25 protein-coding genes and 1 pseudogene are annotated in these 25284 nt (G+C 55.9%); 14 read left to right on the forward strand and 12 right to left on the reverse strand.

The window, feature by feature from the left end; genetic code table 11:
- Positions 1–93: 93 nt before the first annotated feature.
- The 4 genes from GC165_08930 to GC165_08945 all read right to left on the reverse strand — a co-directional run bounded on the left by GC165_08930 (position 94) and on the right by GC165_08945 (position 3008).
- Positions 94–1320 carry a hypothetical protein gene (locus GC165_08930; GenBank protein ID MBI1332991.1) on the reverse strand — a complete coding sequence of 409 codons (1227 nt, stop codon included), beginning with the start codon at positions 1318–1320 and terminating at the stop codon, positions 94–96.
- 140 nt (positions 1321–1460) lie between these two features.
- Positions 1461–2093, reverse strand: coding sequence for a hypothetical protein (locus GC165_08935; GenBank protein ID MBI1332992.1), 633 nt, complete (start codon positions 2091–2093; stop codon positions 1461–1463).
- Between the two features lie 29 nt (positions 2094–2122).
- Positions 2123–2557 (reverse strand): low molecular weight phosphotyrosine protein phosphatase, encoded by a 435-nt coding sequence (locus GC165_08940; protein ID MBI1332993.1) that lies wholly within the window; start codon positions 2555–2557, stop codon positions 2123–2125.
- An 85-nt stretch (positions 2558–2642) separates the two neighbouring features.
- Positions 2643–3008: a nuclear transport factor 2 family protein gene (locus tag GC165_08945; GenBank protein MBI1332994.1), complete on the reverse strand. Its 366-nt coding sequence runs from the start codon at positions 3006–3008 to the stop codon at positions 2643–2645.
- Positions 3009–3153: 145 nt separating this feature from the next.
- On the opposite strand from GC165_08945, the gene GC165_08950 reads away from it, so the two are divergent.
- Positions 3154–3876, forward strand: coding sequence for an SDR family NAD(P)-dependent oxidoreductase (locus tag GC165_08950; protein MBI1332995.1), 723 nt, complete (start codon positions 3154–3156; stop codon positions 3874–3876).
- A gap of 89 nt (positions 3877–3965) precedes the next feature.
- On the opposite strand, the gene GC165_08955 is transcribed toward GC165_08950, so the two are convergent.
- A complete protein-coding gene (locus GC165_08955) occupies positions 3966–5309 on the reverse strand; it encodes a hypothetical protein (protein ID MBI1332996.1) in 1344 nt (447 codons plus the stop codon).
- Positions 5310–5311: 2 nt separating this feature from the next.
- Positions 5312–6661 carry an ATP-dependent protease ATPase subunit HslU gene (hslU, locus tag GC165_08960; protein MBI1332997.1) on the reverse strand — a complete coding sequence of 450 codons (1350 nt, stop codon included), beginning with the start codon at positions 6659–6661 and terminating at the stop codon, positions 5312–5314.
- Between the two features lie 135 nt (positions 6662–6796).
- Here hslU and GC165_08965 point away from each other — a divergent pair, with 135 nt between their 5' ends.
- Positions 6797–7849 (forward strand): hypothetical protein, encoded by a 1053-nt coding sequence (locus GC165_08965; GenBank protein MBI1332998.1) that lies wholly within the window; start codon positions 6797–6799, stop codon positions 7847–7849.
- 52 nt (positions 7850–7901) lie between these two features.
- Positions 7902–9521 carry an aldehyde dehydrogenase family protein gene (locus GC165_08970; protein MBI1332999.1) on the forward strand — a complete coding sequence of 540 codons (1620 nt, stop codon included), beginning with the start codon at positions 7902–7904 and terminating at the stop codon, positions 9519–9521.
- Positions 9522–9659: 138 nt separating this feature from the next.
- Here GC165_08970 and GC165_08975 read toward each other — a convergent pair whose 3' ends face one another.
- From GC165_08975 to mutL, 4 genes are all read right to left on the reverse strand, one after another.
- Entirely contained in the window at positions 9660–10484 is an 825-nt protein-coding gene (locus GC165_08975; protein ID MBI1333000.1) for a hypothetical protein, read from the reverse strand.
- Positions 10485–10488: 4 nt separating this feature from the next.
- Complete coding sequence (gene ruvC / locus GC165_08980) at positions 10489–10965, reverse strand: crossover junction endodeoxyribonuclease RuvC (GenBank protein ID MBI1333001.1); 477 nt, start codon at positions 10963–10965, stop codon at positions 10489–10491.
- A 174-nt stretch (positions 10966–11139) separates the two neighbouring features.
- Positions 11140–12015: a hypothetical protein gene (locus GC165_08985; protein ID MBI1333002.1), complete on the reverse strand. Its 876-nt coding sequence runs from the start codon at positions 12013–12015 to the stop codon at positions 11140–11142.
- 92 nt (positions 12016–12107) lie between these two features.
- Positions 12108–14150, reverse strand: a complete 2043-nt coding sequence (gene mutL, locus GC165_08990; GenBank protein MBI1333003.1) for a DNA mismatch repair endonuclease MutL — start codon at positions 14148–14150, stop codon at positions 12108–12110.
- Between mutL and GC165_08995 the strand changes: the two genes are divergently transcribed.
- The gene (locus tag GC165_08995; protein MBI1333004.1) at positions 14029–15123 is read left to right on the forward strand and encodes a redoxin family protein; all 1095 of its coding nucleotides are present in this window, start codon (positions 14029–14031) and stop codon (positions 15121–15123) included. The genes mutL and GC165_08995 overlap by 122 nt on opposite strands.
- A gap of 183 nt (positions 15124–15306) precedes the next feature.
- Positions 15307–16164, forward strand: coding sequence for a flagellar motor stator protein MotA (gene motA / locus GC165_09000; GenBank protein ID MBI1333005.1), 858 nt, complete (start codon positions 15307–15309; stop codon positions 16162–16164).
- 44 nt (positions 16165–16208) lie between these two features.
- Here motA and GC165_09005 read toward each other — a convergent pair.
- Positions 16209–16586, reverse strand: a pseudogene (locus GC165_09005) (four helix bundle protein).
- A 49-nt stretch (positions 16587–16635) separates the two neighbouring features.
- On the opposite strand from GC165_09005, the gene GC165_09010 reads away from it, so the two are divergent.
- The 4 genes from GC165_09010 to GC165_09025 all read left to right on the forward strand — a co-directional run bounded on the left by GC165_09010 (position 16636) and on the right by GC165_09025 (position 19712).
- Positions 16636–17526 (forward strand): OmpA family protein, encoded by an 891-nt coding sequence (locus tag GC165_09010; protein ID MBI1333006.1) that lies wholly within the window; start codon positions 16636–16638, stop codon positions 17524–17526.
- A 51-nt stretch (positions 17527–17577) separates the two neighbouring features.
- A complete protein-coding gene (locus GC165_09015; protein ID MBI1333007.1) occupies positions 17578–17874 on the forward strand; it encodes a hypothetical protein in 297 nt (98 codons plus the stop codon).
- Between the two features lie 22 nt (positions 17875–17896).
- A complete protein-coding gene (locus GC165_09020) occupies positions 17897–18892 on the forward strand; it encodes a PEP-CTERM sorting domain-containing protein (GenBank protein ID MBI1333008.1) in 996 nt (331 codons plus the stop codon).
- An 85-nt stretch (positions 18893–18977) separates the two neighbouring features.
- Positions 18978–19712 (forward strand): hypothetical protein, encoded by a 735-nt coding sequence (locus tag GC165_09025; protein ID MBI1333009.1) that lies wholly within the window; start codon positions 18978–18980, stop codon positions 19710–19712.
- Here GC165_09025 and GC165_09030 read toward each other — a convergent pair.
- Positions 19709–20986: a helix-turn-helix domain-containing protein gene (locus tag GC165_09030; protein MBI1333010.1), complete on the reverse strand. Its 1278-nt coding sequence runs from the start codon at positions 20984–20986 to the stop codon at positions 19709–19711. The two genes, GC165_09025 and GC165_09030, sit on opposite strands and share 4 nt — an antisense overlap.
- A 159-nt stretch (positions 20987–21145) precedes the next feature.
- Here GC165_09030 and GC165_09035 point away from each other — a divergent pair, with 159 nt between their 5' ends.
- From GC165_09035 to GC165_09055, 5 genes are all read left to right on the forward strand, one after another.
- The gene (locus GC165_09035) at positions 21146–21724 is read left to right on the forward strand and encodes a hypothetical protein (GenBank protein MBI1333011.1); all 579 of its coding nucleotides are present in this window, start codon (positions 21146–21148) and stop codon (positions 21722–21724) included.
- A gap of 93 nt (positions 21725–21817) precedes the next feature.
- Entirely contained in the window at positions 21818–23275 is a 1458-nt protein-coding gene (locus GC165_09040) for a hypothetical protein (GenBank protein ID MBI1333012.1), read from the forward strand.
- Entirely contained in the window at positions 23221–23979 is a 759-nt protein-coding gene (locus GC165_09045) for a gamma-glutamyl-gamma-aminobutyrate hydrolase family protein (protein MBI1333013.1), read from the forward strand. Before GC165_09040 ends, GC165_09045 begins: the two co-directional genes overlap by 55 nt.
- Complete coding sequence (locus tag GC165_09050; GenBank protein MBI1333014.1) at positions 23976–24404, forward strand: hypothetical protein; 429 nt, start codon at positions 23976–23978, stop codon at positions 24402–24404. The genes GC165_09045 and GC165_09050 overlap by 4 nt, the downstream gene beginning before the upstream one ends.
- The gene (locus tag GC165_09055; protein ID MBI1333015.1) at positions 24401–25282 is read left to right on the forward strand and encodes a hydroxymethylglutaryl-CoA lyase; all 882 of its coding nucleotides are present in this window, start codon (positions 24401–24403) and stop codon (positions 25280–25282) included. The genes GC165_09050 and GC165_09055 overlap by 4 nt, the downstream gene beginning before the upstream one ends.
- Positions 25283–25284: the final 2 nt, after the last annotated feature.

Below are 25284 nucleotides of genomic sequence, written 5' to 3' on the forward strand. Positions count from 1 at the left end.
TGCGGACCTCGGTCCTTTGCACGATAAAACGTTACCACTCCAGGAGGCCCACCCGGAACTGGTAATAGCCCCAGGAATTTCGATGTCGCGATTTTACCGTGAACCTCGCAGAGTTTCCAGAGCTTTCGCGATCACCGGGTCTGGTTCGTTGTCTTTGCGAACAGCCGTGACCTCGACGTCTGGCTGAATGGGGTTCGCTTCAAGGCGGACACCCTTAATGGTGACGTAGTCAGAGACTGGGATTTGGATGCTGAATCCTTCGGTCAATTTGGTAAAGACGGAACTCAATACCGCACCTGCCGACCGAGTGCCGATGACTTTGGCATCAACATTCTCCTTGAGTGCGGCGGTGCAGATTTCGCTGGCGCTTGCCGATCCGCGATTAATCAGAACGGCGATCTTTCCTTTGAAGGGATCCACTTTGCCCTTTCTCGTTTTTGCCTTCCTTGGAGCCCACCCGGCCATCGCTTCCGGTGTGGTTGCCCCGTCCGGTTTGGCCTTCGTATACTCTTCGACGACGCGACGAGACAGAAACGTTCCGTAGTCTGTATTTTCTGGCAATAAGAGCGAAAGAAAGTGATTGAGGTTGTTCACCGCGCCGCCGCCGTTGGACCGTAGATCGATGATCAGATACTTCGCTTTCTTATTCGCTTCGGCGATCAAACTGTCGATGTTGTCGCGGTCGTAGCCAAATGAGAAAGTGGCCAGGCGGAGTACGGCTGCGTCATCGCCTTCCCAGGTCAGCGTCTCTTTGCGGACGGTGGAAAACTCTTTCAGCTCCAGGCTCACCTGCTTAACCGATCCGTCCGGCTTCTCAACTTCGATATCAAATTTAGCACCCTTCTGGCCGTCCCCGATGCTGGCGCTCGTCGGCTTTTCGCCGTTGACTTTCAGAATAAGGTCTTTCTCTTCGATGCCGGCTTCCTTGGCCGGGCTACCGTCAATTACGCGTCGAACACGAAGGCCCTTCTCTTCGACCGTGCCCAAAAAGCCGGTTCCCGTCGTCGTGGTCTTGCCCCGCTGGGTCGTCGCCCGCGGAGTCTGCAAGCGGCAGTGGCTGATGCCGAATTCCCGCAGAGCCTGGTTTACGGTGCGGGTAAACGAGTTCACGTCTTCGTCTTTGGCAATCTCGTCCTTTTTCTGATCGATGAACTCGGTCCACTTAGAAAAGTCGACGCCAGGCACGAAAGCCCGGGTACTCAGTGTCTCCTGGATGGACTTGAGGACGTTGTCTTTCTGCTCGGCCGTCAGGCTCTGAGCAAAGGAGGCGGTTGCGACGAACGCCGCGACCAGCAGCGGCAAAACTCGTCTCATGAACATAATGGTTACTTTAGCGAATTTCGCAAAAAATGTGGGGTTTTTCCCGCACGATTTCGTCCGGTGTCCCAAACATTTCCGTCAGACTTCCGAACAGTCGGAAGTCCAGGAAAAACAGGTGAAGCAACCTAAGGTTAGCTTTGTCAGTAGCGGCCGGTAGCTTCTTCCATCTGTTGGCCCATGTACAGTCGGATTCGCGTCGTATCGCCGGACTTCCCGGCCAAGAAGAGTCTTTCCAGTTTCGAATGGCCCTGGATTAAGGCTCCTCGATGCTGACCAATCTGCTCCTTATTCTCCTCACCCACTGTGTCCGAACTAGAAATCGCCTCGTCGAGCTCCTTCAGTTGGGACTCGAACGATTTCATCTTGTACGTCGGCATCGATTTGTTTACGATGCAGTCAGAAATGATCTGCTCCACATCCGGGCTGATCGAGGCGTCGAAGGTTCGCCAAATCGTCCCGCCGCCGCTTAGCACCTCGCCGACCCGGTGGGCGTTGGATGCAAAGTCGATCGTTTCTTTTCGGGCGCTGCTTAACCACTCTTGGCGACTTCGCGAAAGTCGCTTCATCGCCCGGTCGTTGAGATTTCGAAGGGCGATGCCATACTTCTCATCGGCATCGCACATGTCGCGGGTGCTCAGTCCAACCTTCGAACCGTAGAGGTCCGACCACTTCTTGCGGCCCATCGCCACAATCTGCTCCGGGGTCTTGCCCAGGTAGTTGGCTCGATTCCACTGAATCGCGAAATATCCGACGACGAACGGTACGATCGACATGCGTTACAAAATTAAAACGCCGATCTCACCTATTTCGTTCGGGTTATTTCGTGCATGCGCGAGAGCTTCACCAAAACTTCATCGGTCGCTCGATCCAAAAGCTGGTAAACCTGCTCGAAATCCTTTTGATCGCCGTAATACGGATCGGGTACGAACTCACCCTTCGTCGCCGCGTCCCAGTCGAGGATCAGGGAGACCTTTTCGGCCTTCCCATCGGGCCATCGTCGCAAGTCAGACAAATTCATGTCGTCCATTGCGAAGAGGTGGTCGAACTCCTCAAAATCTTGGCTCCGCACTTGCCGTGCTCGACTGTATTGATGAATCCCGTGATCGCGAAGGGTGCGTATCGTGCGGTGGTCGGGATTGTCTCCAACGTGCCAGTTGCCTGTTCCCGCCGAATCGATCCGAAAATGGTGGTCCAGCCCAGCCGTCTGCACCTTGTGGCGAAAGACCGACTCCGCCATTGGGCTCCGGCAGATGTTGCCCAGGCAGACGAACAGAACGGAAACTTGGGGCACCGAATAGTTTAGCCGATGCCCCAATCACGTCCTACATCATCGACGGGTCGTAGTAGAACTTCTCCCAAACGATCTTGCCGTCCTTCACTTGGTACAGCGCAATCTCGCTCATCTTGAAGTTCTGGCCGCCCTCTTTGGTCGTCAGGTCATAGGTCAGGTGAACGGCGAACTTGTCGTCGTTCGGGTACGGACCCATAATCTCGACGCCGTTGTTCGTGAACTGGCTGTTGAACCATTCTGCCTTGCCCTTACAAGCTTCCACACCTTTGCTTTCGCGCATCTCTCCGCCTGCTTCGATGCTCACGATATCGGGAGCATAAAGCTCCGACATGGCCGTCGATTCTTGACCGGCTTTGATAAGTTCGACGAGGCGATTGGCGACATCCATAGTTGTCATATCGCATAGGATAGCCAAACTCCCGAAGGTTTTCCTTTTGCTGGGCGAAATTTAATGAGCCATAGGCCGGTTTTGGTACGTTCGTTCCAGCGTTTTTTGTTCAAGCCGGTTTCGCTCATTGGTTACGAAGCGTAGAACACTGGGTATGTCGAACAATGCGCTCATTTCGGGAGCGAACAAGGGAATTGGAATCGAAACCGCTCGCCAGCTTGGAAAGCTTGGTTACAAAGTCTATCTTGGCGCTCGGGACATTGTCAAAGGAGAAGCCGCCGAGGCTGAGCTCAAAGCCGAGGGCCTGAATGTCGAATTCGTCCTGCTCGACATGTCGGCTCCATCCACCTTCCAGACGGTTTACAATCACATCGAAAGCCTTGACGGCCATCTCGACGTATTGGTCAACAACGCAGGCGTGATCCTCGACTTCGGAGTGACTCCCTCAGAACTCCCCATCGAAAAACTCAAAGAGACCTTCGACGTCAACTTTTTTGCCCAGGTCGAACTTACTCAACTCCTGCTTCCACTCATCAAGAAATCTCTGGCGGGGCGCATCGTCAACGTAAGCTCGATCCTTGGCTCGTTGACCCTCAATAGCGACCCCACCAGCGCCTTGGGCGACTGGCGCTCGCTTGGCTATAACTCGTCCAAGGCCGCGCTTAACGCCTTTACGACTCTCCTCGCCTTCGAACTCCGCAACACCAAGATCAAAGTCAACTCTGCTCATCCGGGATGGGTCAAGACTGACCTCGGCGGTCCGAACGCCCTTTTAGATCTAGAAGACGGAGCGAAGACGAGCGTCTGGCTCGCGACGTTGCCGGACGATGGACCAACCGGCGGCTTTTACCATTTGCAGGCTAAGTTACCCTGGTAATTAGTTCGTCATGCGAACTTAAATAATTCGTAGAACGAACTAAATTTGGAATCGTCATGATCACTATGTTGCTTACGCTGGTTGGAAGCTTACGACCGGCCGTACCGATTCAACACCGTCGCCAACATGTCGCACGGCTCCGGCTTCGTCAGGTCGGGCACCCGCGTCGGATCGAACCGGTAGTAAAGGCACCGAATCAAAAGCCCCTCATATTTCGCCAAGTCTTCTGGCTTGGTCACATTGGCCGCTTCGGCGATTGCCTGCAGAGCCGGTCCAACCGATCCGATGTTCCCGGTATTCACCTTGCGGTCCAGAAACACGGCTTTCCCGGCCTCCGACTTCACAAAATCGGACAGGGGGCGAATCACTTTCTGCCCACCCAGGGTGAACACCACTTTGTCGTTCATCGGCCAATAGATCGTCTTGGCCGCGCGCAACTGTAAGAGGCGGAACGGACGGTACATGCCTGCTCGCTGAAAAGCTGCGATGAGCCGCTTATCCGAAATCACTTGCGTATTGGCATCAGGGCCAACCTTCTCAGTACCGGTCTCTAGGTCCAGCGCCACGATCTTCTCTTCCGGCGTCACGTCGATCCCAAACCGGTGGAAGTCCTGCTCAAAATCTGCCGGGCTTTCCTGCTTGTACTCCAGCATCGCCTGACCCAGAGACCCGCCTCCTTCCTTCAGTGACGCGAATTGAATAAAGCCCACCGAGATGAATCCCGTATCGTAGGTGTTGATCGCGTCGAAACCTCCTTCAAGAATCGAAACCGACTTGAAAACCTTTGAATCCGAGTCGTCGTACCCGGCATCGTGCAGGATCGATGTCAATTCATCTGGCGGAATCTGCTTGATCTCCGTCCCCTCTGAATTCACTCCGTTGTCGAACCGGAAATACGCGTACCGTGGGCGCATGTTGACGTTGTCCGAATAGTTAAGCGTCATGTCGTCGAACTTCACCGCGATGGAATTCGGACGGACGTTCGCCGCAAACGCTGGTGGCATGCCAAACTTCGTTACAAAAGTGTCGCTGGGCGGCATGGGTTCGACCACTTCAGTCGGATACTTCGGCGCGCGACGCTCCTGCTTCGCATTCAAAACTTCGGCTGCGCAGGTTGCCAAGTATCGGTCGCGCGCCACCCGTGCGTCAATCCATTTCTCCCACTGCGCCTCTTCGGGCGAGTTCGGCGCGGGAATTTGACCTGGTGGCGTCTTGCCTCGCCCGCGCAGATGGTTGTAGTCCCAAAGCCACTTGGAGCCCTGCGTCGTCAGGCGAACAACGTATTTGCTCGAAGGCGCAACGCTATAGCGCCCCGGCTCGTTCCACCACTTCAGAATCTGGTCCTTTTCGGCATCGGTCCAATACCCAGCCTGCCCAAGCGAAAGGGCGGCCATACCGAAAAGGAGAAGGGAAGCCGTCAGGGGCTTTTGCATCGCTACACCATTAATTTCGCTTTTTCAAGGTTGGCGACAAAGTCTTCCAGCTTTTCGCGGACCAGCGGCCCAGTGTAGGTCACCTGCTTCGGTGCCTTTTCTGGGGCATCGAACAGGACCTCGTGCAAAAGCAGTTCCATCATTGTCTGCAACCTTCGCGCACCTATATTGTCGGCGGTTTTGTTCACTTGTTCAGCCAGCCGTGCGATTTCGTCGATCGCGTCGGGACTAAAGTCAACGTTCACACCCTCCACCTTCAGCAGGCTCTGATACTGACGAATCAGCGCGTTCTTCGGCTCGGTCAAAATCTTGCGGAAATCTGTACTGGTCAGCGGCTCTAGCTCAACCCGGATCGGCAGACGTCCCTGCAATTCGGGAATCAGGTCGCTCGGCTTCGAAATATGGAAGGCGCCGGCCGCCACGAAGAGAATGTGTTCCGTCTTCACGGGGCCAAATTTCGTCTGCACGGTCGAGCCTTCGATGATCGGCAGAAGGTCTCGCTGGACGCCCTCTCGGCTGACGTCTGGACCGCTTCCGCCGCTTTTGCCGGCTACCTTATCAATTTCGTCGATGAAGATGATGCCGGTCTGCTCGGCGCGATGGACGGCCTCACGATGAACGCTATGTCGGTCGATCAGCTTGCCCGCTTCCTCTTCGATCAGGATGCTCATGGCTTCGCCGACCGTAGCTTTGCGCATCACGCGTTTGTTGCCGAAGGGGTTGGTGAGCTGGTTCATGTCGAAGCCCATCTCCTCCATGCCGCCCGGCGTGAAAACCTGCATAAACGGGTTCGAGGGTTCCTCGACATCGAACTCGATCATTTCGTCGCGGTGCTGGCCCGCTAGAATTTCCTCCCGTAGTTGCTCTTTGCGGGCATCTTGTTCTGCTGCCCGCTTCTCCCAATCGATCATCTCGTCTTCGTCGGGATAGAAGCTGTTGGTGACCCGTTCTGAGTCGAGCAAGTCGACAACTCGGTCGACTGCATATCGATGCGCGTCTTCCTGTACGACCGCAGTGCGCTCCTTCTCAACCAGTCGAACCGCGGTCGAAACCAATTCGCGAACCATCGATTCGACATCGCGGCCCACATAGCCAACCTCGGTGAACTTGGTCGCTTCGACCTTCACAAACGGTGCGCGGGCCAACTGGGCCAGGCGTCGGGCAATTTCCGTCTTGCCCACACCGGTCGGACCAATCATCAAGATGTTCTTTGGTTGAACGTCGTCCCTCTCTTGTTCGGGCAGTTGTTGTCGTCGGTATCGGTTTCGGAGAGCAACGGCGACCGCCCGCTTGGCGGCAGTCTGCCCGATGATGTACTTATCGAGTTCATCGACGATTTGACGCGGTGTCAAATCCTCGACGGGAGGAACATTCACAACATTGATTATGGCCTGAATTCGAATCTGGAGCGAATTCGAACAAGAGTGGGAAACATCTTAACAATGTTAAAGAGATGTTGTTAATAATTCGGTACGCTGGTTGACGCAATGATGAGGGGATTGCTGATCCTGCCAGTGCTTGGTCTGGCCGGACTTGCCTACTGTTTCGACAATTCGACACCGACGACAAAACTGGAAACCAACAAGGGGTGGTTTAGCGGCTACTTCCAGGTCCAGTATTTCGCCACCGACCGATCGGGCGCTCAATCGGGAGCGTTCAAAGTCCGACGAGAAAAGTTGGCGTACAACTACCTTGCCGATGAGCGAACGATGGGCCGATTCAGCGTGGAATTCGCGTCCGGCTCCAATGAATCGACCGCTCAGGTCCGCGAAGGATACATCCAGTATCGTCCGAATACGTTCGAGACAAAATCTGGCCCCGCCTTTACGATTGGCGCACAAGACACGCCGATTGGTTACGAGGTGAAATACTCGTCGTCTAACCGGAAGTGGCCCGAGCAGTCGGCTTACGAAAAGGCCTACTTCGACGGGGAGAGCGGGAAGGGCCTGCTGTACCAAAACGGCAACGAGGACAACTATTGGTACGTCGGACTTTGGGATTCTCTGACCGTCAACGATAAGGAGCAGGCCAACTCGTCCACCGCCGGAGAGGTAGGAACTATTGCAGGTATCCGCGCCAAGTCCGGTCCGTGGGAAGGTGGAATTTCTGGCCTGAATGGCAAGCGGCCTGCCTACTCGTCGGGAAGCACCAACCTGGCGTCCACGGATCGACGGTTCGGGTACCTCGACCTTCGCTATCACCCTGCGGGTTCGCGACTCGACGTTCGAAGCGAGTACATGGTCGGCAAGGACCGCGTGCCGTTAGCAGCAGTCGCCGCTGGGACCCCGACGACCGGTGCCCATGTGAATGTCGACTATATGCTGAACGACTCCGACACGTTTGTCGCTCGGTATGAAACCTTCGACCGAGACAAGGACACGCCCGGAACCACGCAGACGTTGTACGGTGCCGCATACGTCCGCGACGTAAGCAAGTACCTCCGGCTAACACTGGCGACCGACTGGAACAAGAATCCGAACAACCCGGCGGGCCAAACTTCGTACCGAACGTTTACATTCCGCGTTCAGTTCAAGTTTTAGTCCCCATGCGGATGGTTGCGGGGCCGCCATCGTACAAACTATTGGAGTACATATGGCTACCGCAACCATTTCCGTGACCGATCCCCTCAACTGGCAGTCCGACGGCCGACCCGTGCCCGAGGTCTCCAAAGGGAACAGATATCTGATCGGTGGCGAAATTCGCGAATGGTCAGGGCAGACCAACGAAGTTCAATCCTGCCTCTTTTTCAACTGGAACGATGGTATCGTTCGACCCAAACTCGGCTATGCGCCTGTCCTCGACGCCAACGAGGCGCTCGATGCGCTAAAAGCCGCTACTGCTGCCTGGGACAACGGCCAGGGCAAATGGCCAACCATGACGGTCGCCGCCCGAATCGAAGCCGTCGAAGGCTTCGTCCAGCGCATGAAGGCTGTGCGCGAAGAAGTCGTCGAGCTCATCATGTGGGAGATCGGCAAAAACCTCCCGGACGCGCAAAAAGAATTCGATCGAACCGTTCAATACATCGAAGACACCATCCAGGCGCTGAAGGATCTCGACCGCAAAAACTCTGGCTTTAGCGTGGAGAAAGGCTTCCTCGCCCAGATTCGTCGGTCACCGTTTGGTCCAACTTTGTGCATGGGACCTTATAACTATCCGCTCAATGAGACCTTCACGACCCTCTTGCCCGCCATCATCATGGGCAACCCGGTCATCTCCAAACTCCCTCGTTTCGGACAGCTTCTCAACACTCCTTTGCTCGAAGCGTTCCGGGATTCGTTCCCGTCCGGCGTTGTTAACATCATCAATGGTCGAGGCACCGAGATCATCCCACCGATCCTTCAGCAGGGCGGCATTGAGCTTCTTGCATTCATCGGCGGGTCCAAGACGGCCGATCAGCTTAAGACGTACCACCCGAAGCCGCACCGTCTGAAGTCGATCCTCTCGCTAGACGCCAAGAACCTGGCCGTCATTCTGCCGGATGCGGACATGAAGGTCACGATTCCGCAGCTCATCGCCGGAACGCTGGGCTTCAACGGCCAGCGATGCACTGCGCTCAAGATTCTCTTCGTCCACAAGTCGCGCGTCGATGAACTGATCGAACAACTGAGCCAAGCCGTCGATGACCTCCAAGCTGGCCTGCCGTGGCGCAAAGGTGTGGCCCTCACGCCACTCGCTGACCTGAAAGCCACAACATGGCTTCGCGAACTCATTGACGAAGCCGTCTCGATGGGTGCCAAGGTCGTCAACCCAGGCGGTGGGGAAGTCATCGAGAACTTCATGAAACCCGCGATCGTCTATCCGGTAACCCCCGAGATGCGCCTTCACGAGGTCGAGCAGTTCGGGCCGATCATCCCAATCCGCGCTTACGAGGACATTTCCGAAGTGATGGACTACGCGGTTGAAACACAATTCGGCCAGCAGGTCTCGCTCTTTGGCTACGACCCCAAGGTTCTTGGCCCGCTGATCGACGCGATGGTGAATCAGGTCTCCCGCGTGAACCTCAATGTGCAGTGCCAGCGTGGCCCCGACACCTTCCCGTTCACCGGTCGAAAGGCGTCGGCTGAGGGGACGCTCTCGGTCGCCGATGCGCTCAAGCGCTTCTCGATCCGAACCCTCGTCGCTACCGACTACTCAGAGGCGAATCGCGACCTGATCAACTCGATCATCGCCGCGCGAAGCAGTAACTTCCTGACGACGGACTTTCTGTTCTAAGGCTAGATTGGAGATTATGCCGGACCACAAAACGTTGGTCCGGCTAGTTCTTATCAGATGTCGCAATGGTTTCGAACCTAAAGGGATACCTCTCCGAAGAGGTCGGTGACGTACGAACCGGGTCAGGGGTTCGAGGGCTCAGTCGCCGCTCGCAACAAACTCTAGCTCTTCCGCCAACCTTCGCGCATGTGTCATATGCGCTTCTGGAGTCTCGCCCGCATAGCTCCAAACATGCCACTTGCCCTTGTCGTACCGTCGCAAAAGCCGCTGGCCATAGATCGTCGACGCCGGACAATCCCCAAAGCGAACATCCTGCATGACCCCGCCCGTCGCTTCCACTAAGGCCCGGGCGACCTCCCATGTTCCCGCGTAGGGCGGTGTAATCTGCGAGGTCGTCATGATCACGGACGTCTTCCCGGCGATCGCCCGCTCGGCTAGCGGCTTCCAGCAAAGCACATCTGCCGGGTCGGGCTTCCGGGCCGTACTCTTGGGATCGAGTCCACCATACATCGAGTCGCCCAAGATTACGGTGCGTAAGTGTCCGAGTACATACGGGTCAGCCACCAGGGCTCGCACTGCTCCATAACCCGCCGAAAAGCTTGAAAAGTTGAGGTCGGAAACCTTTGCGCCCACCGATGATTCGACCGCCTGGACCCAACGCGAGAACACCTTCTTGCCCAAAAACGGCTTTTCGTACACGCTGGACCCCTGCCCCAAATTGAACACGAGGAGTAGGTCATGGTTTTGCCCACGCTGATACTCGGATACCACGTACCACGCCGCCGAGTGAAAATGGGTCCAAAGGTGATTCTTCCGCCTTGGCTTCCATCCATCGGGCACGAAGAGGGTCGCCGTGGTTCCGTCGACCGTAATGTCTTGGGTCTTGCCTCCGGTGATCGCCACTGGCGGACCCAGCACCCGCTCCTTCATGACGACCGGATCCTGCGCAGCGAGCCACACCATGAGCCTATTTTGGCATGGTCGCCCGGAATGAATGGCAGATAGCGATGGCCAAAGCGTCGGCCACATCGTCCGGTTTCGGGTCTTCCTTCAAGGCTAATAATCGCCGAACCATGAAAGTGATTTGCTTCTTATCCGCATTGCCGTTTCCGACAACCGCTTGCTTCACTTCGGGCGGTGAGTACTCCGACCATTGCATTCCTGTGTCTGCGGCCGCCAAAAGAACCGTTCCCAGCGCCTTTGCGACGTCCATTCCCGTCGTCACATTCTTTGTAAACAGCAGCCGTTCGGTCGCCATCGCGTCGGGATGATGCTTCTCGATCAGTTCTAAGACGCCATCGTGAATCATTTTCAATCGCTCGGGCAAGGCGATCTTAGGCGTCTTGATCAGCCCGTAGTCGATGCATTCGATCTTCGACCCAACCCGCCGCACCACGCCGAATCCGACGCGCTCTAGGCCAGGGTCAATTCCGAGTGTTAGCATATGTCATTCGTTGCCTCAGCCATTTCGTGGCTCGACAGCCCCAGTTCGGCAATTCTGCCTTTCATTGAACCCTACTGCACAAGTAGGAAAGCGCCCTCAATAGACCGATTTGGCCGGACGTCAAAGCAGTTGTGGGGCAAACCAATGTTTGCCCCACAATTCCTTAACAAGTGCCTAGCGAGCCCAGCTGGCGTCGACTTCCGTTGCCGTATCGGTGGTCACGCGGGCGGCACCAGTTCCGTCAAGGTTCACCGTGTACAGCTTGTCATCGTTAGCGTCCGTGTAGATGATTTTCGTGCCATCATAGGAAAAATCCGGATATCGTCCATCGATCACGTGGGTCGAGCCCGTTCCGTTGGCGTTCATGACGTAGATTCCGCTGTTCAACGTGTAAAGGATCTTGCTCCCGTTGGGCGACCACTGGGCGTAGAATTCGTCACCAGCCGTGGTTCCCAGTGAAGTCTGATTGGTTCCGTCCGCATTCATGACGAAAATGTCCTCGCTACCATCCCTTGTGCTGATGAAGAGGATTTTGGTGCCATCTGGAGACCAACGCGCATGGGTGTTGTCTCCCGATGTCGTGAGTCTCACGATATTCGATCCATCCACATTCATGGAGTAAATGTCATCAGCAATCGTGCCCGGGTTTGCCAGGTCGCTGTCAAATGCAATCTTTGCACCGTTTGGCGAAATGCTCGGATAGAAGCCGTAAGCGGTTCCCAAATCAAAATACTGATTGTTGGTTCCGTCCGAATTGATGATGGCAATTCTATGGGGCGCAGAACTGATTTCGGCGTAAACAACCTTGCTTCCATCGTGCGACCAGGCCGGACGTTCAGCACCGCCGGTGAAGGTCAGCCGAAGTCGATCGGTACCATCAGGATTCATCGTGTAAATGTCTTCGCTTGGACCTTCGGCACGCGTGTACACGATCTTCGCTGCCGTTCCGCTGGTCGCGCCGCCGCCACCGCCACAAGCCGCAATTGTCAAAACAAGACTACCGAACGCAAGCATTTGCCCCCATCGAGGGCGATTCTCTTTCTTAACCATAAAAAAGACCCCACCGCACTTCAATGTGAAAAGCGGTTTCGGAATTATACAGGACCAAGCAACTTTGCTGGACAATATGGTAGGTAAATTCCCTAAATCCGCTTAAAGAGCCGCAAAAGGTCGTCGTGCGTTAGGGTCGCCGTGATCGGACGGCCATGCGGGCAGTGATAAGGGTTCTCGGTCGTCGCCAAATCGATCATCAGTTTCTCCATCTCGGCATGGCTCAGCACGTCGCCCGACTTCACCGCCATCTTGCACGAAGACATGATCCAAATCTGCTCTCGCGTTGGCACCAACTTACGAGTCACTGAAGACTCGACCATCTCGTCGATGAGGTCCTTCAGGTGCTTGATCGGGTCTTTGCTCCGAAGCGCTGCCGGCACAGCGCGAACCACATAAGCGTCCCCACCGAACGATTCGAGATCGAAGCCCACCGATCGAATCTCATCCAACTTTTCTTCCAGCAAGAGCGCCGCCCGACGATCCAAATGCAGCGTCTGCGGCATCAAAAGGTTCTGTTTCTCGATCAGTGAGGATCGCTTCAATCCACAAAGATATTCATAGAGAATGCGCTCATGCGCCACATGTTGGTCCACGATCACCAGTCCGTGCCGCGTTTCCGCGATGATAAATGTCTTCATCGCTTGCCCGATGATCCTTAGATCGTCGAGCAACTGAATATAGGGCATCGCTTCCTGCGCAAGCGCTGGGTTTGCCGCCAGGTTGCTCGGCACAAACTGGTCGAAGTCGATCTTCGGTTGCGCTAGCTCGGGAGCCGTAACCGCCGCCTGTCCGCCCAGTGGCGACTGCGCAAAGAAGGAAAGTTCGGAAGACGAAGCAAATGGTGGCGCTTGGACCTGCCTCAGGGCTTGGTTGGCGAGGGCAATTTGCGCCGCACTCGGCATCATTCCGTGGGCTAGCAAGGCCTCTCGGATGCAAACTCGCAGTCCTTCGAATGCCGCTCCCTCATGTTGGAACTTCACCTCGCTCTTCGTAGGCGACACATTGACGTCGATCCGCGAAGGCTCGATTTCGATGTTCAGCGCCACGAGCGGGAACCGCCGCTCCGGCGTCAAATCCCGGAAAGCCTGATCCAACGCTACCGTCAGCGTCCGGCTCTTCATCGGCCGCCCGTTCACATATAGATACTGCAAGTTTCGCGTCGGCTTAGTGATATGCGGCGGCGACACAAAACCCTGAATCCGAATCCCACCGAGCACCGCGTCGACCGGGACCAGCGACCGCGCAGTATCGCGACCCCACACGTCGGAAATCGCCTCCAACTGCTCGCCGCTCCCACTCGTTTGGATCACCTTCTGCCCGTTATGCGTGAGGTAGAAAGCGACTCCCGGATTGGCGATGGCGTATTTCATCACGAAGTCCACGGCTTGCCCCACCTCCGTGGTGTCGCTCTTCAAAAACTTGAGCCGCGCCGGCGTATTGTAGAACAGGTCCTCTACCCGAATTTCGGTCCCTTGCGGACCAGCGACGGCGGTATCCGGCAGGACGTCGCCACCCTCGACACGAACAACGGTCCGCATGCCGTCCTCGATCGCCGTCGATATCGTCATTCGCGACACTGAGCCAATCGACGGAATCGCTTCTCCCCGAAAACCGAGTGACCGAACCTCAATCAGGTCGTCCAATCCGCGAATTTTCGAGGTCGCATGGCGCAACAGGCACATGCGCGCCTCCTCCGAGGTCATTCCGCATCCGTTGTCGCTGACCCGGATCAGATCTCGACCGGCCCCGACTAACTCGATCTCGATGCGTGTTGCCCCCGCATCCAACGAGTTCTCCACCAACTCCTTGACCACCGCCGCCGGGCGCTCCACAACTTCGCCCGCCGCGATTTGGTTGATCGTGTTCGGATCGAGGAGCTGAATTCGAGAAGGAGACAGGGAAGGAATAACCATTATTGTGAAGGACTGTTTCCTCGCCGACGGCAGGAAAACAATAAAACAGACGATTCCCGACACGAATCCATCGCAAAATTCCGTATGATAGGGAATCATGCGTATCCGGACCGCATTAGCAATTCTTTCCGCCGCAGCGATTTCATCTTTCGCCGCCGCGCAGTCGTCCCTCCCACCTGCTCTCCACGTTGGAGACGATGCTCCGAAGCTCCCCATCATCGGAGTCGTAAAGGGCAACCACACTCCCGATTCCCTCACTGGAAAGACCACGGTGGTCGAGTTCTGGGCCACTTGGTGCGGCCCCTGCATCGCTTCGATGCCCCACCTAAGCGACCTCGCCGACCACTACAAAGGCAAGGTGGACTTCTACAGCGTCAACACGTGGGACTACAATGGCAAAACCCCGGGCGAAAAGGAAGAGGTCGAAAGCCACAAGACCCGCGTCAACGATTGGGTCACCAAAAACACGGCCAAGATGCGATACAACATCGTCCTCGATGACCAAAAGGACACGATTTCCACTTCTTGGATGTTCGCCGCTGGTCGATATGGCATCCCCTGCGCCTTCATCATCAACGACGAAGGCAAAATCGCCTGGGTCGGTCACCCCATGCAGATGGAGAAGCCGCTCGAAGAGATCTCGGCTCACACGTGGGACATCAAGGCGTTTATGGCGACCGCTAACCCCGAGATCGACAAGGCCCGCGAGGACCGGCAGGTTCAACTGAATATTTCTGCCGCTGTGAAGGCCAACGACAAGGCAACCCTCGATTCGATCATCAACGAGTCGAAGACGAAGGATAACACCATTTCGATGGTCATCAGCATGTCGTCGCGGTCCAACCCGACGCTCGCGCTCGATTACGTGAAGCAGTACTTCGGCAAGGAAGGCGAAACGGGAACCCCTCAGTGGGCTCAAACCTTCATGATGCTCGCAATGAGCGTCAAGGAGGATGCCGACAAGGCTGCTCTCGCCAAATTCTCCGAGACCAACGCCAACGCAGCAAAGCCGGCTACCGCCGCCTTGATCTACACCTACCACGCACGAGTTCTCAACTCGACGGGCGATAAGGCCGCCGCGATGGTTTGGATCGACAAAGCCAAGGCCGCCGTCGATACCTTCGAGCCGAGCAACCAAAAAGACGCGATCAAGACCTTTATCGATTCGACCGCCAAGTCGTTCAAGTCGTAACTCGCGACGAAAGACACAAGCCTTCCCGCTTCTCGTTGAGAGACTTGGGGAGGCTTTTTGTTGACGCAGGTGCTGACACGACGGTGGAAAACTATCGGCCCCAAAACCCAGAACCCGGTAAATTTACCACCTGTCATTTTCTACTGCTTATGGAACAGAAGACCCGAGGGTACTTGGGTCTAAATGTTTACGATCATTGGAGTCGTCATTGTTCTTGTTGCGGTTATTGTGGGCTACATCATGCACCACGGCAACATTGGCGTGCTCATCCAGATCAACGAAATCATCATCCTGGTCGGTGCCGGTTTCGGTTCACTGATGGCTGGCCATGGGATGGCTGGCGTCCAGGGTGCGATCAAGGGCACCCTCGGCATCTTGAAGCCGGACCCCTATACGAAGCAGGCCTTTACCGACCTGCTGAAGATGATGTACCAACTCTTCAATGTCGCACGAAAAGAGGGGTTGCTCGGCCTCGAAAAGCACATCGAAGATCCGTCGAAATCCGATATTCTCGGTAAGTACCCGACATTCATCAATAACCATCACGCATCCGACTTCTTCTGTGACACCCTCAAAGTCATCCTGTCGGGTTCGGTGGGGCCGCATGACCTCAGCGAAATGATGGAGCTCGACCTCGAAGTCGCCCATCACGCTGCGATGCTTCCGTCCCAGGCCATCCAGACGACCTCGGACGCTATGCCTGGCTTCGGAATCGTTGCCGCGGTTCTCGGCGTTATCATCACGATGGGCAAGATCGGTGGCGAAGCCGCCGCCATCGGCGAGTCGGTCGCTGCCGCTCTGGTCGGAACGTTCATGGGAATCTTGATCGCGTACGGCATCCTGTCTCCTCTGTCTAAGGCGATGGAGCTTCGACTGGCTAGCGAAGGCGCCTATATGAACTGCATCCGCCATGCGCTTTTCAGCTTCGCCCGCGGCGAAGCCCCGATCACCTGTGTCGAATTCGCTCGTCGAAACATCGACCCAGCCGTCCGCCCCGGCTTCACCGAAATGGAGAACGCTGTGAAGGAAAAAGCGGCGTGATAAAGAGCCTCAAGCCTCAAGCCTCTAGCCTTAAGCGGTTGGAGCTAGGTAGCTGGCTTCAGCTTCGAAATGAGGCTGGAGATCATTTTGTTCAATTCCTGCAACCGATCGATGAAAGTCGAAATCTCATCGACATAACCGAGGTCGAAGGCAATAATGAGCAGAGTTTCGAGTTCCTGCGCGGAACCAAGGCTAATGAAAAGAAAGCGGCAAAACTCGGAGTCAGAACTTCGACCGTGCCCCTAAGCAATATTGGTGGGAACGGAAACTGCGGCTCGCTGAATTTGAGAAATAAGGCCGAAGGGCTCCTCGGCAGGAAACGTCTGGCAAAGTCGGTAAAGATCGACGCACAGAACTTTGCTCTTTTCCCAAATCTGCAGATCTCGAAAGTTCGATTTTCTCGTACTGCGCTTGTCGGATATTACTCGCAGTTAGGTGCTTGCGGCTTGCGGCTTGCGGCTGGAGGCTGTCATGGCTAACGACGCAATCATCATCAAGAAGAAAAAAGTCGCCGGGCACGGCGGCCACCACGGCGGCTCATGGAAAGTCGCTTACGCGGACTTCGTTACGGCAATGATGGCGTTCTTCATGGTCCTTTGGATCATGGGACTCTCGGACGAAACCAAAGCGTCGATCCAAGGCTACTTTAACGACCCCGCCGGGTTCATGAAGAATCCGCCGGTAAGCCGCGTTGTGATTCCGCGCCCTGGCAAGTCGTTTGCAAGTCCGAAGCAGCAACGTGCATCGGGCAGCGGTACCGGTCAATACGAGGGAACGAGCCCGACGGAAGAAGAAGAGAGCAAAGCCGTTGCCAACGAGGTGAAGCAGAAGCTTTACGGTCTGCCTGACATTGACCACGTGATCATCACCGAGACATCCGAGGGAATCCAAATCGAATTCCTCGAAGACGTCACCAGCGTCTTTTTCGAGTCGGGAAGCGCCATCATCAGCCCCCTCGGCACCAAGATCATCAAGAAGATCACCCCAATTGTGAAGGACACTGGGCGCTTCATCGTGCTGGAAGGTCACACGGATAGAAAACCATACGCGGGCAAGGATTACACCAACTGGGAACTGAGCTCGGATCGTGCTAATGCCTTCCGAAAGGCTCTCAACGCTGATGGGATTCCGACCAACCGATTTAAGGAAGTTCGCGCATTGGCGGATACGAAGCTGAAGTTCCCCGGCAATCCGTTCGCCGCTGGCAATCGCCGCGTAACGCTTTTGCTTCCATGGGGCAAGCTCGCTGCCAAGGCCAACGTACACAAACTGCGAAATGAGTCCATCCGAAGTTCGATCGGATTCGGGGGCGACAAGCCGTTCAACATCATGGCTCCGACCGTGCACGAACCGCATTTATAGTCGCTCCTTTTCAACCGCGTGCCGCGTCTGGATTGAGGAAGGAAACTTTCGATGGCAGAACTTTGCGGAAATCTGTGGGAACATAACCTCGCGCGAGTTGTCATTGTGGACGTCACGGATGACTACCGGCTCATGCAGCCGCCCCTCCCCAGCGACTTTTACCCAGTCCTGAAGGAGACCTACATGCCCAAGTACAAGCTGATCGACCGGTTGCCTGCAACCGAGTTGGTCAGCGGTTACTTGTACGACTGGCATGAGTCACCCGAAAACGACCACGATGTATGGTACGTGGGGGTTGTGCTCGAAGAGCTGGCGAACGAACTCTTAGCGAATACTATTCACGCCTAAGTGTTATTACTAGCTGGTATACATGCCTGCAAATTACGCAGTAATGCGTGGTTTTACCGGTAATTTATCTGGTTTTCTGATAGAAATTAACGCAAATTGCCTAGCTGAAGGAATTACGGGTTTACAATTCACTTCGTTTGAGGGAACGATGAAGAACCCAACTAAAATTACTTCTATTCTAGGCTTGCTTGGTAGCGTTGCCGCTGCCCATGCGCAAACGGTCTACAGCAATAACTACGCTCCTGGTGACTACTTCACCAATGCCGGTAGCTCGGCGGCCAACCAGGTCGTCAATGGCGTCCAAGGTGGCGGACCCGAACAGGTCACGTACCGCGAAACCAAGAACAACGGAACGGTCGGTATCAACACGAACCTGCCCCGAAGCGGCAACGGTTCGGCTTGGTTCAGCACGGTCGGAACGGCGAACGGCAAGTCCGAGATCGCACTGAGCACCGGCTTCTCCGCCGCCGGAGACTCCACCGGAGTGCTCGGTCAATTCGATGACATGACCGCTTTCGGAGCCGACTTATACACGCAGTCGTCGCCCGATAGCGGCAACCAGTCGCCGATCCTCCGCCTTGAGCTCTACAGCCCGACGGACGGTGGCGGACGATACGGTCAACTCGTCTTCGATACGGCCTGGACACCCAGCCACTACGGAACGTTCGACTACAACCAGTGGAACACCGTCGATCTGCTGACCAACGCCGGCAGTATGTGGATGCGCGCCACCAGCGGCATCAACACAGCATACGACCCAGGTACGGGAGACAACCACGAGCGAACGCTCGCCGACTGGATGACCGTCCTTGGTGGCAAAAACTACAGCGTGATCAGCGTTAACGCCGGTATTGGTACATTCAACGGGTCATTCGAAGGCGCGATGGATAACCTGTCGATCGGCTTCAACGGTGACAATCACGTCTACAATTTCGAAGCGGTTCCCGAACCGGCTTCGGTATGCGCCCTCGGCTTGGGAGCCCTGGCTCTGCTTCGACGCAAGCGAACCAGGAAATAAGCTGACAATTCAATAAACCAAATAAAGAAACCACGCGGGCCGCTTCGTCAGGAGCGGCCCTTAACATTTTCGTCACAATAAGGCGATGGAACTCCGCGTCATGACCTTCAACATCCGTAACGGCCTTGCCGAGGATGGTCCGAACGGCTGGGAGTTTCGCAAACACAAAACCGCCGAAACCATTCGCCAAGCATCCCCCGACGTCTTTGGTCTTCAAGAAGTCTTTGACTTTCAACTCGACTATTTGGTGGACCAGCTTTCCGAATACGAGTGCTACTCGGTCGGGAGAGACGACGGCCAAACCGCAGGTGAGCACTGTTCGATTCTGTGGAGAAAAGGTGTCTTCCATCGAGCGGATGCAGGCACTTTTTGGTTTTCCGACGAACCCGAAGCGCCCGGATCGATGACCTGGGGAAACCAGATCACGCGCATCTGTTCATGGGTCGATTTTGCCGAGGGATTCCGATTTCTCAATGTCCACCTCGACCATGCCCACGCCGAATCACGACGCAAAAGCGTCGATCTCCTACTGAATCGTCTGCCCACAACTCCGTGGATACTGGTCGGTGACTTCAACGCCGAACCCGAATGGCCAGAAATGAAGGCGCTGTCAAATTCGTCAAAGGTCGAGCTTGTGACGGCGACCAACAAAATCGGTACCTTCCATAATTTTGGCGGAGGCATTGGTGGCGAAAGGATCGATCACATCGTCTTGCCAGCAGGTACCAACTATCGTGATACCCAGGTGATCGTCTCGGAAACAGGGATCCCTTTTCCGAGCGACCATTACCCTGTTGTTAGTACCGTCAAGATCAGCTAAGAAAGACACCGCTCTCCAAGGTCGATCCCCGAGATGCGGCGGAGGTGTGCCTCCATGGTCGAGAATGCAAACTCCAAGTGGTGGGTGCGAGCCGTATCGGCAAGTTCTCGGTATTCGCGTGACAGATCGCTTCGAGACAGTTTGGATACGGCTGCCAGGTCGTATGTCCGCGAAAGCAGCTCGATAAGCGGACGGCCGCTCCGGCTCGCGGAATGATGGTCGAGAACATCCGCATACTCCCGCGAGCGTAGCCCAAACATCTTATGATAGCTATCCACGACATCCTGCCAATAGGCAGACTCAAACTGACCGCATTGTCCGTCGTCAACATGTGTGAAGGTTCGGTTTCGAACGTCAACCAGCAGTTGATGGGCCCCTTCGTACTGGCCGCTCTCCAAAAGGTAGCCCGAACGCACGAGTGAAGGAAAGGGAAGACTGTGATCGGGAATCCGCCGCTCGGCTGACAACGCCAGCCGCCGAAGGGACTGCCGGTCTTGCAGTGGGTTGGTACGCCTTGTCAAAAAGACACGTGCCGCAATCCAGTAGCAGTACCCCGAGGTTAAGTCGAATCCGATTTCACCACCGATGCGAATGCCATTTGATGCGAGTTGAAGGACTTCGGTGTTGCGACCCCGCACCAAGGACCAGTAGGACCGAGAAGCATAAATCCAAGCCAGTATCCGTTTGGCATCGCGGCTGGAGAGGGCCAGCTGCTCGGCTCGGTGCGTCAGTTCGATGCCCCACAGCTCACCGTATTCAACTGGTTGAGTCGTGCATGACCGCCAGTATTGGTCATAGCTTGCAAAGCACCCCGCAACATCAAGCTGCCGAATTTCGGCGCGAAGGGTTGCTAGCTGATCGTGAAGTGGCTCGCGAGCCGTCAAGAGCTTTCTCATCGACTCCATCTGGGCTATCGACGGCAATGCCACACCAGACTCCCATTTGGAAATGGTGCTTTGCTGAACTCCCATCTCTTCGGCGAGCCGAGCCTGCGAGAATCCATGGGATTGTCGAAGGGTGCGGATCGCTACGCCGTTCCATGCACGCCGATCAAACAAGGCATGCTCCGTGAGGAATGATTCGATCCCGGTCGGGCCCATCTCCAGGGAATTCAGAAACTCACGAAGAACGCGACTTGAGGGGCGAGTTGTGTCTTTCTCCCAGCGTAACAAGGTGGCATGATCGATTCCCGCCGTCCGAGCCTGTTGACGCACACTCCGACCGAGGCTCAAACGAGCCGACCGGAGAGCTTCGCCAAGCGATTCGCTGGACATCGAAATATCATACAAGAGGAAGTTGGGTTCCTTGATTGGGGATTTCGCCAAACCTGGTGCAAGTTGGGAATATCGTCCTCCATTTGAGTTGCCACGAATTCTATAGCGGAAACTGACGTCGAGGCGTGGCGACGCGATCGCCGCCGTTGACTAATGAAAGTGAATCGAATTGTTTTGAGTGGTGGGGTGATCCTTGCCGCTTCCATGGCTTCTGCAACCGACTTGAATTTTTCTGGATCGGCTGACGATGCGTTTGTCGCGTACGTCAGCACGAATCCAAATGTGACCGGCACCTCATTCGTGAGTGGAAGCAGTTGGGGAGTGACCTACACCGGCAACTTCACGCTAACTCCAGGAACCACGAACTATCTGCACATCGACGCCTTCGATGTAGCTGGAGCACCTTCGATGTTGATCGCCCAACTGGGACTGAGCGACAGCTCGTTTTGGTTCGATGACATGACCCAGTCGGCTCTAAGTGGAGATTCCAATTGGTCGGCTAGCCTGGTCGGTTTTGGGGGCGCGACAACGCCGATTATCGATGAAGGCGTGAATGGGACGAGTCCATGGGGTTCTCGTCCCAACATCGATCCCAACGCCCACTTTGTTTGGACCGACGGGAATGTTTCAGATCACCGCTACTTCACCGTGCAGATCAATACCGTCCCCGAACCTGCGGAATTGACCGTCCTTGGCCTGGGAATTCTTCCGTTTTTGAGACTGCGGAAAGGCTGCTAAACGCCGTTTCGCTTCCGGTTCGCCGGGATGTGGGGGAGGGGGACCAATTGACGGGGTAAGGGATATGTCAAACTTATCTCACGAGACCCAAAGATGCCGATCGTATCCGTCAATATCCCCCAAATTGGAGAAGGGCTACACGAAGCCCGTGTCGTCGCGTTGCTGAAGCAGCCTGGCGATAAGGTTCGACGCGATGAGCCGATCTACCAAATGGAGACGGACAAAGCGGTGATGGACGTCGAATCTCCGGTCGAAGGAACCCTCGTTTCCTGGTCGGCAAAAGTCGACGATATCGTGCCAATTGGTGCCGAAATTGCGAAGTTCGAAACGGGAGGCGACGCCCCAGAAGTGACTGCGGCACCCGTTCAACCCGCTCAATCTGGCGTCGCCTCGCTTTTCGTTCCGCAGATTGGAGAGGGGCTTCAAGAAGCCCGCATCGTAGCCTTTCTAAAGAATCCAGGTGACGATGTGAAGCGAGACGAGCCCATCTACCAGATGGAGACCGACAAGGCCGTCATGGACGTCGAATCTCCTTACGCCGGCAAGCTCGTGGAGTGGACTGCGAAGGTCGACGATGTCGTCGCCATCGGTGCGGAAGTCGGCCGAATGGAAGTCGGCGAAGGGGTGGCCGTTGCCGCCGCACCTGCTCACGGTGCTTCTGCACCGGTTCAGACCCGAACTCAGCGAACGGTTCAGGCTCCAGCGGGTGGCGTTAAACTCCAGGGCATTCCGCCTCGCTCGCGAGCCTATGCAAAGGAGAAGGGTATCGCGCCCGAAGCGCTCGTGACGATTCCGTTTGCTGGCTCCAAGATCATGCCGGCTGATATCGACGCCTTCCTTGCGGGTGGTGCGACAAGCCAGGTCTCCTCGAGCGGACTCAAATACACCGAAAAGGCTCTGCCTGGCAAGCAACGGGTGCTCAATAGTCGCATGGTTCGCTCTAATTCGTTGGTCGTGCCTGGAACGATGACCGTCGTCGCGAAATGGAGTCCGATCGAAGATGAAAGGGCCCGACTCAAGGCCAGCGGAAGCAATTTCCAGCCGAGCGCCTTCACCATGTTTTCCTTTGCCGTGACGAAGGCAATGAGCGAGTACCCTGCATTTCGCAGCTCGCTGGCGGGCGACGACAAGCTTCGCACCTACGATAACGTCTCCCTTGGAATCGCCGTGTCACTACCGGGTGACGAACTAGTCATCGCCGTAGTCGACGGAGCCGATGCGCTCGGATGGAAGGAGTTCGCATCCGCTATGCGTGAGCGAATTGACCTCGCACGGTCCGGCAAAGACCAGGCTCATGAAGCGGTCACCGTTTCGCTCACCAATATGCAGGCATTCGGTCTGCGAGACGCAATTCCGGTCGTCGTGGCTCCTAGCATGGCGACGATCTTCCTTGGAGAAACGTTCCGCGACATTGACGAAGCCGGCCGACTTCAAAAAGTCGTCAATATAACGATGACGTTCGATCATCGCCTGGCTAACGGCGTTGGCGCCGCTGAATTCTTGAACAAAGTGAAAGAGTACGTAGAAAACATCTCCGAGGTCCTCAAGTGAAGCCGCTCATCGGCATCACGATCGAGGCCGAATTCGACGCCGCCAATGACCGATCCAATGGCAAGCTGATCCTGAACTGGAACTATGCCGATCAGGTTGCCGAGGCGGGCGGTAACCCGATCCTCATCACGCCGATGACGGATTTGGAGTGGGCGGCGAAGGCCATCGACGGTTGGTTGATCCCGGGTGGGGCGGACATGGACGCATCTCACTTCGGCGAAGAGAATCATCCCAAGGTCGAGCCGATGAATCCCAAGCGATGGGAAATGGAGAACACAATGTACGGGCTCGTCGATCCTGAAATGCCTGTGCTGGGAATCTGCTTTGGGTGCCAATTCATCAACGTCAAGCGTGGCGGAAGCCTGATTCAGCACCTTCCCGATGTCGTTAGCCACGAAGAGCACAGCGGAGGGACGATGCAAGCCTATGAACTGGTTGGTGCCTCGAAGCTCTCAAGTTTTGCGGGAACGGCCAGGGTGGAAGGGAAGAGCTACCACCACCAGGCGATTAACCGAGTTGGAGGTGGACTTGAGGTCGTGGCCAAGCACGATGACGGAACCATTGAGGCGGTCGAAGACCCAAGCAAATCGTTCTTCGTCGGTGTTCAGTGGCATCCGGAACGAACGCCCGACGACTTCGCCACCCAAAATCTGTTCCGCGCGTTTGTTCGAGCCGCCGAGGCGTATTCTAGAACGAAGCCATGAGATATTTCCTGAACGGGGAGCCGGTCGAATTTGAGGAGAACTTCGAGGTCTCCCAGTTGCCCGACCGCCTTCAAGTTCGGACCACTCAAGGCTCCTTTTCTGCGCTTGCCGTTCGAGACGGCGACGCCATCCTCGTCTCCTACCGTGGCAACCAATTTCGCCTTGAAACCCGCGTTGCTCGATCTCAAGCATCGGGTGGGGCTAAAAGCGGCGAGTACCGAGCGCCCATGCCTGGCCAAATCGTCGATGTCCTCGTCGAGGTCGGTGCGAGTGTTGCCAAAGGGCAAAAGATACTGGTGTTAGAGGCCATGAAGACCCAGCAACCGTTCGTTTCACCCTTCGATGGCGTTCTGACCAAGCTGTCGGCGGTGAAGGGTGCCCAGGTCGCCAGCGATGAGCTTTTGGCCGTCGTCGAACCAAAATGAGCGATATCCGGATCATCGAAGTTTCGCCACGGGACGGACTGCAGAACGAAAAGGTCGTGGTACCCACCGAACAGAAAGCCGAACTGGTACGGAATCTCCTCGGCGCGGGACTCACTGAAATCGAAGTAAGCAGTTTCGTTTCGCCAAAGTGGGTTCCTCAACTGGGCGACATCGAAGACCTGTGGCCGATGCTTCCGCCAAGTGGAATCTATTCGGCTCTGGTGCCAAATGAGCGAGGGTTGGAGCGAGCGAAGGCGCTTGGCGTTGAGCGAATCGCTCTCTTTACGGCCGCCAGCGATGCCTTCACTCAGAAGAACATCAACATGACCGTCGATGAGTCTCTGGAGGTCTTTGCGAGGATTCGGCAAGAGTTCAAAGGCTTTGTTCGCGGCTACGTGAGCACGATCTTCGAGTGTCCTTATGCTGGGCTTATCGAACCCAAAAAGGTTCGTGAGGTGGTCGATCGATTGTTCGAAATCGGAGTCGATGAAGTCTCGCTCGGCGATACCATCGGCGTCGGGGTTCCTCACGAAGTTCAAAAGTTAGCGGATGAACTCAACGGAGTTCCCAAAGAGAAGGTGGTTTGGCACTTCCACGACACGCGCGGAACGGCGATCGCCAATGTGGCGGCCACACTCGATCTCGGCTACACGTCCTTTGATTCCAGCGCGGCTGGCCTCGGCGGATGCCCTTATGCAAAGGGCGCGGGCGGAAACCTTGCTACTGAGGATTTGGTGTACTTTGCGGAGCGTTCTGGCCTGAAGACTGGGGTTGATTGGCAGAGGTTGGCGCAGGCAACCCTGCCGGTGCTGAAGACGTTGCAGAAGGCTCCGACGGCAAAGGCTCAGTTGGCGGCGCTGGCTTCCTTGTCGCACTAAAG

The organism is Armatimonadota bacterium, from assembly GCA_016125185.1.
In the GTDB taxonomy this organism is placed as follows: Bacteria; Armatimonadota; Fimbriimonadia; order Fimbriimonadales; family Fimbriimonadaceae; genus Fimbriimonas.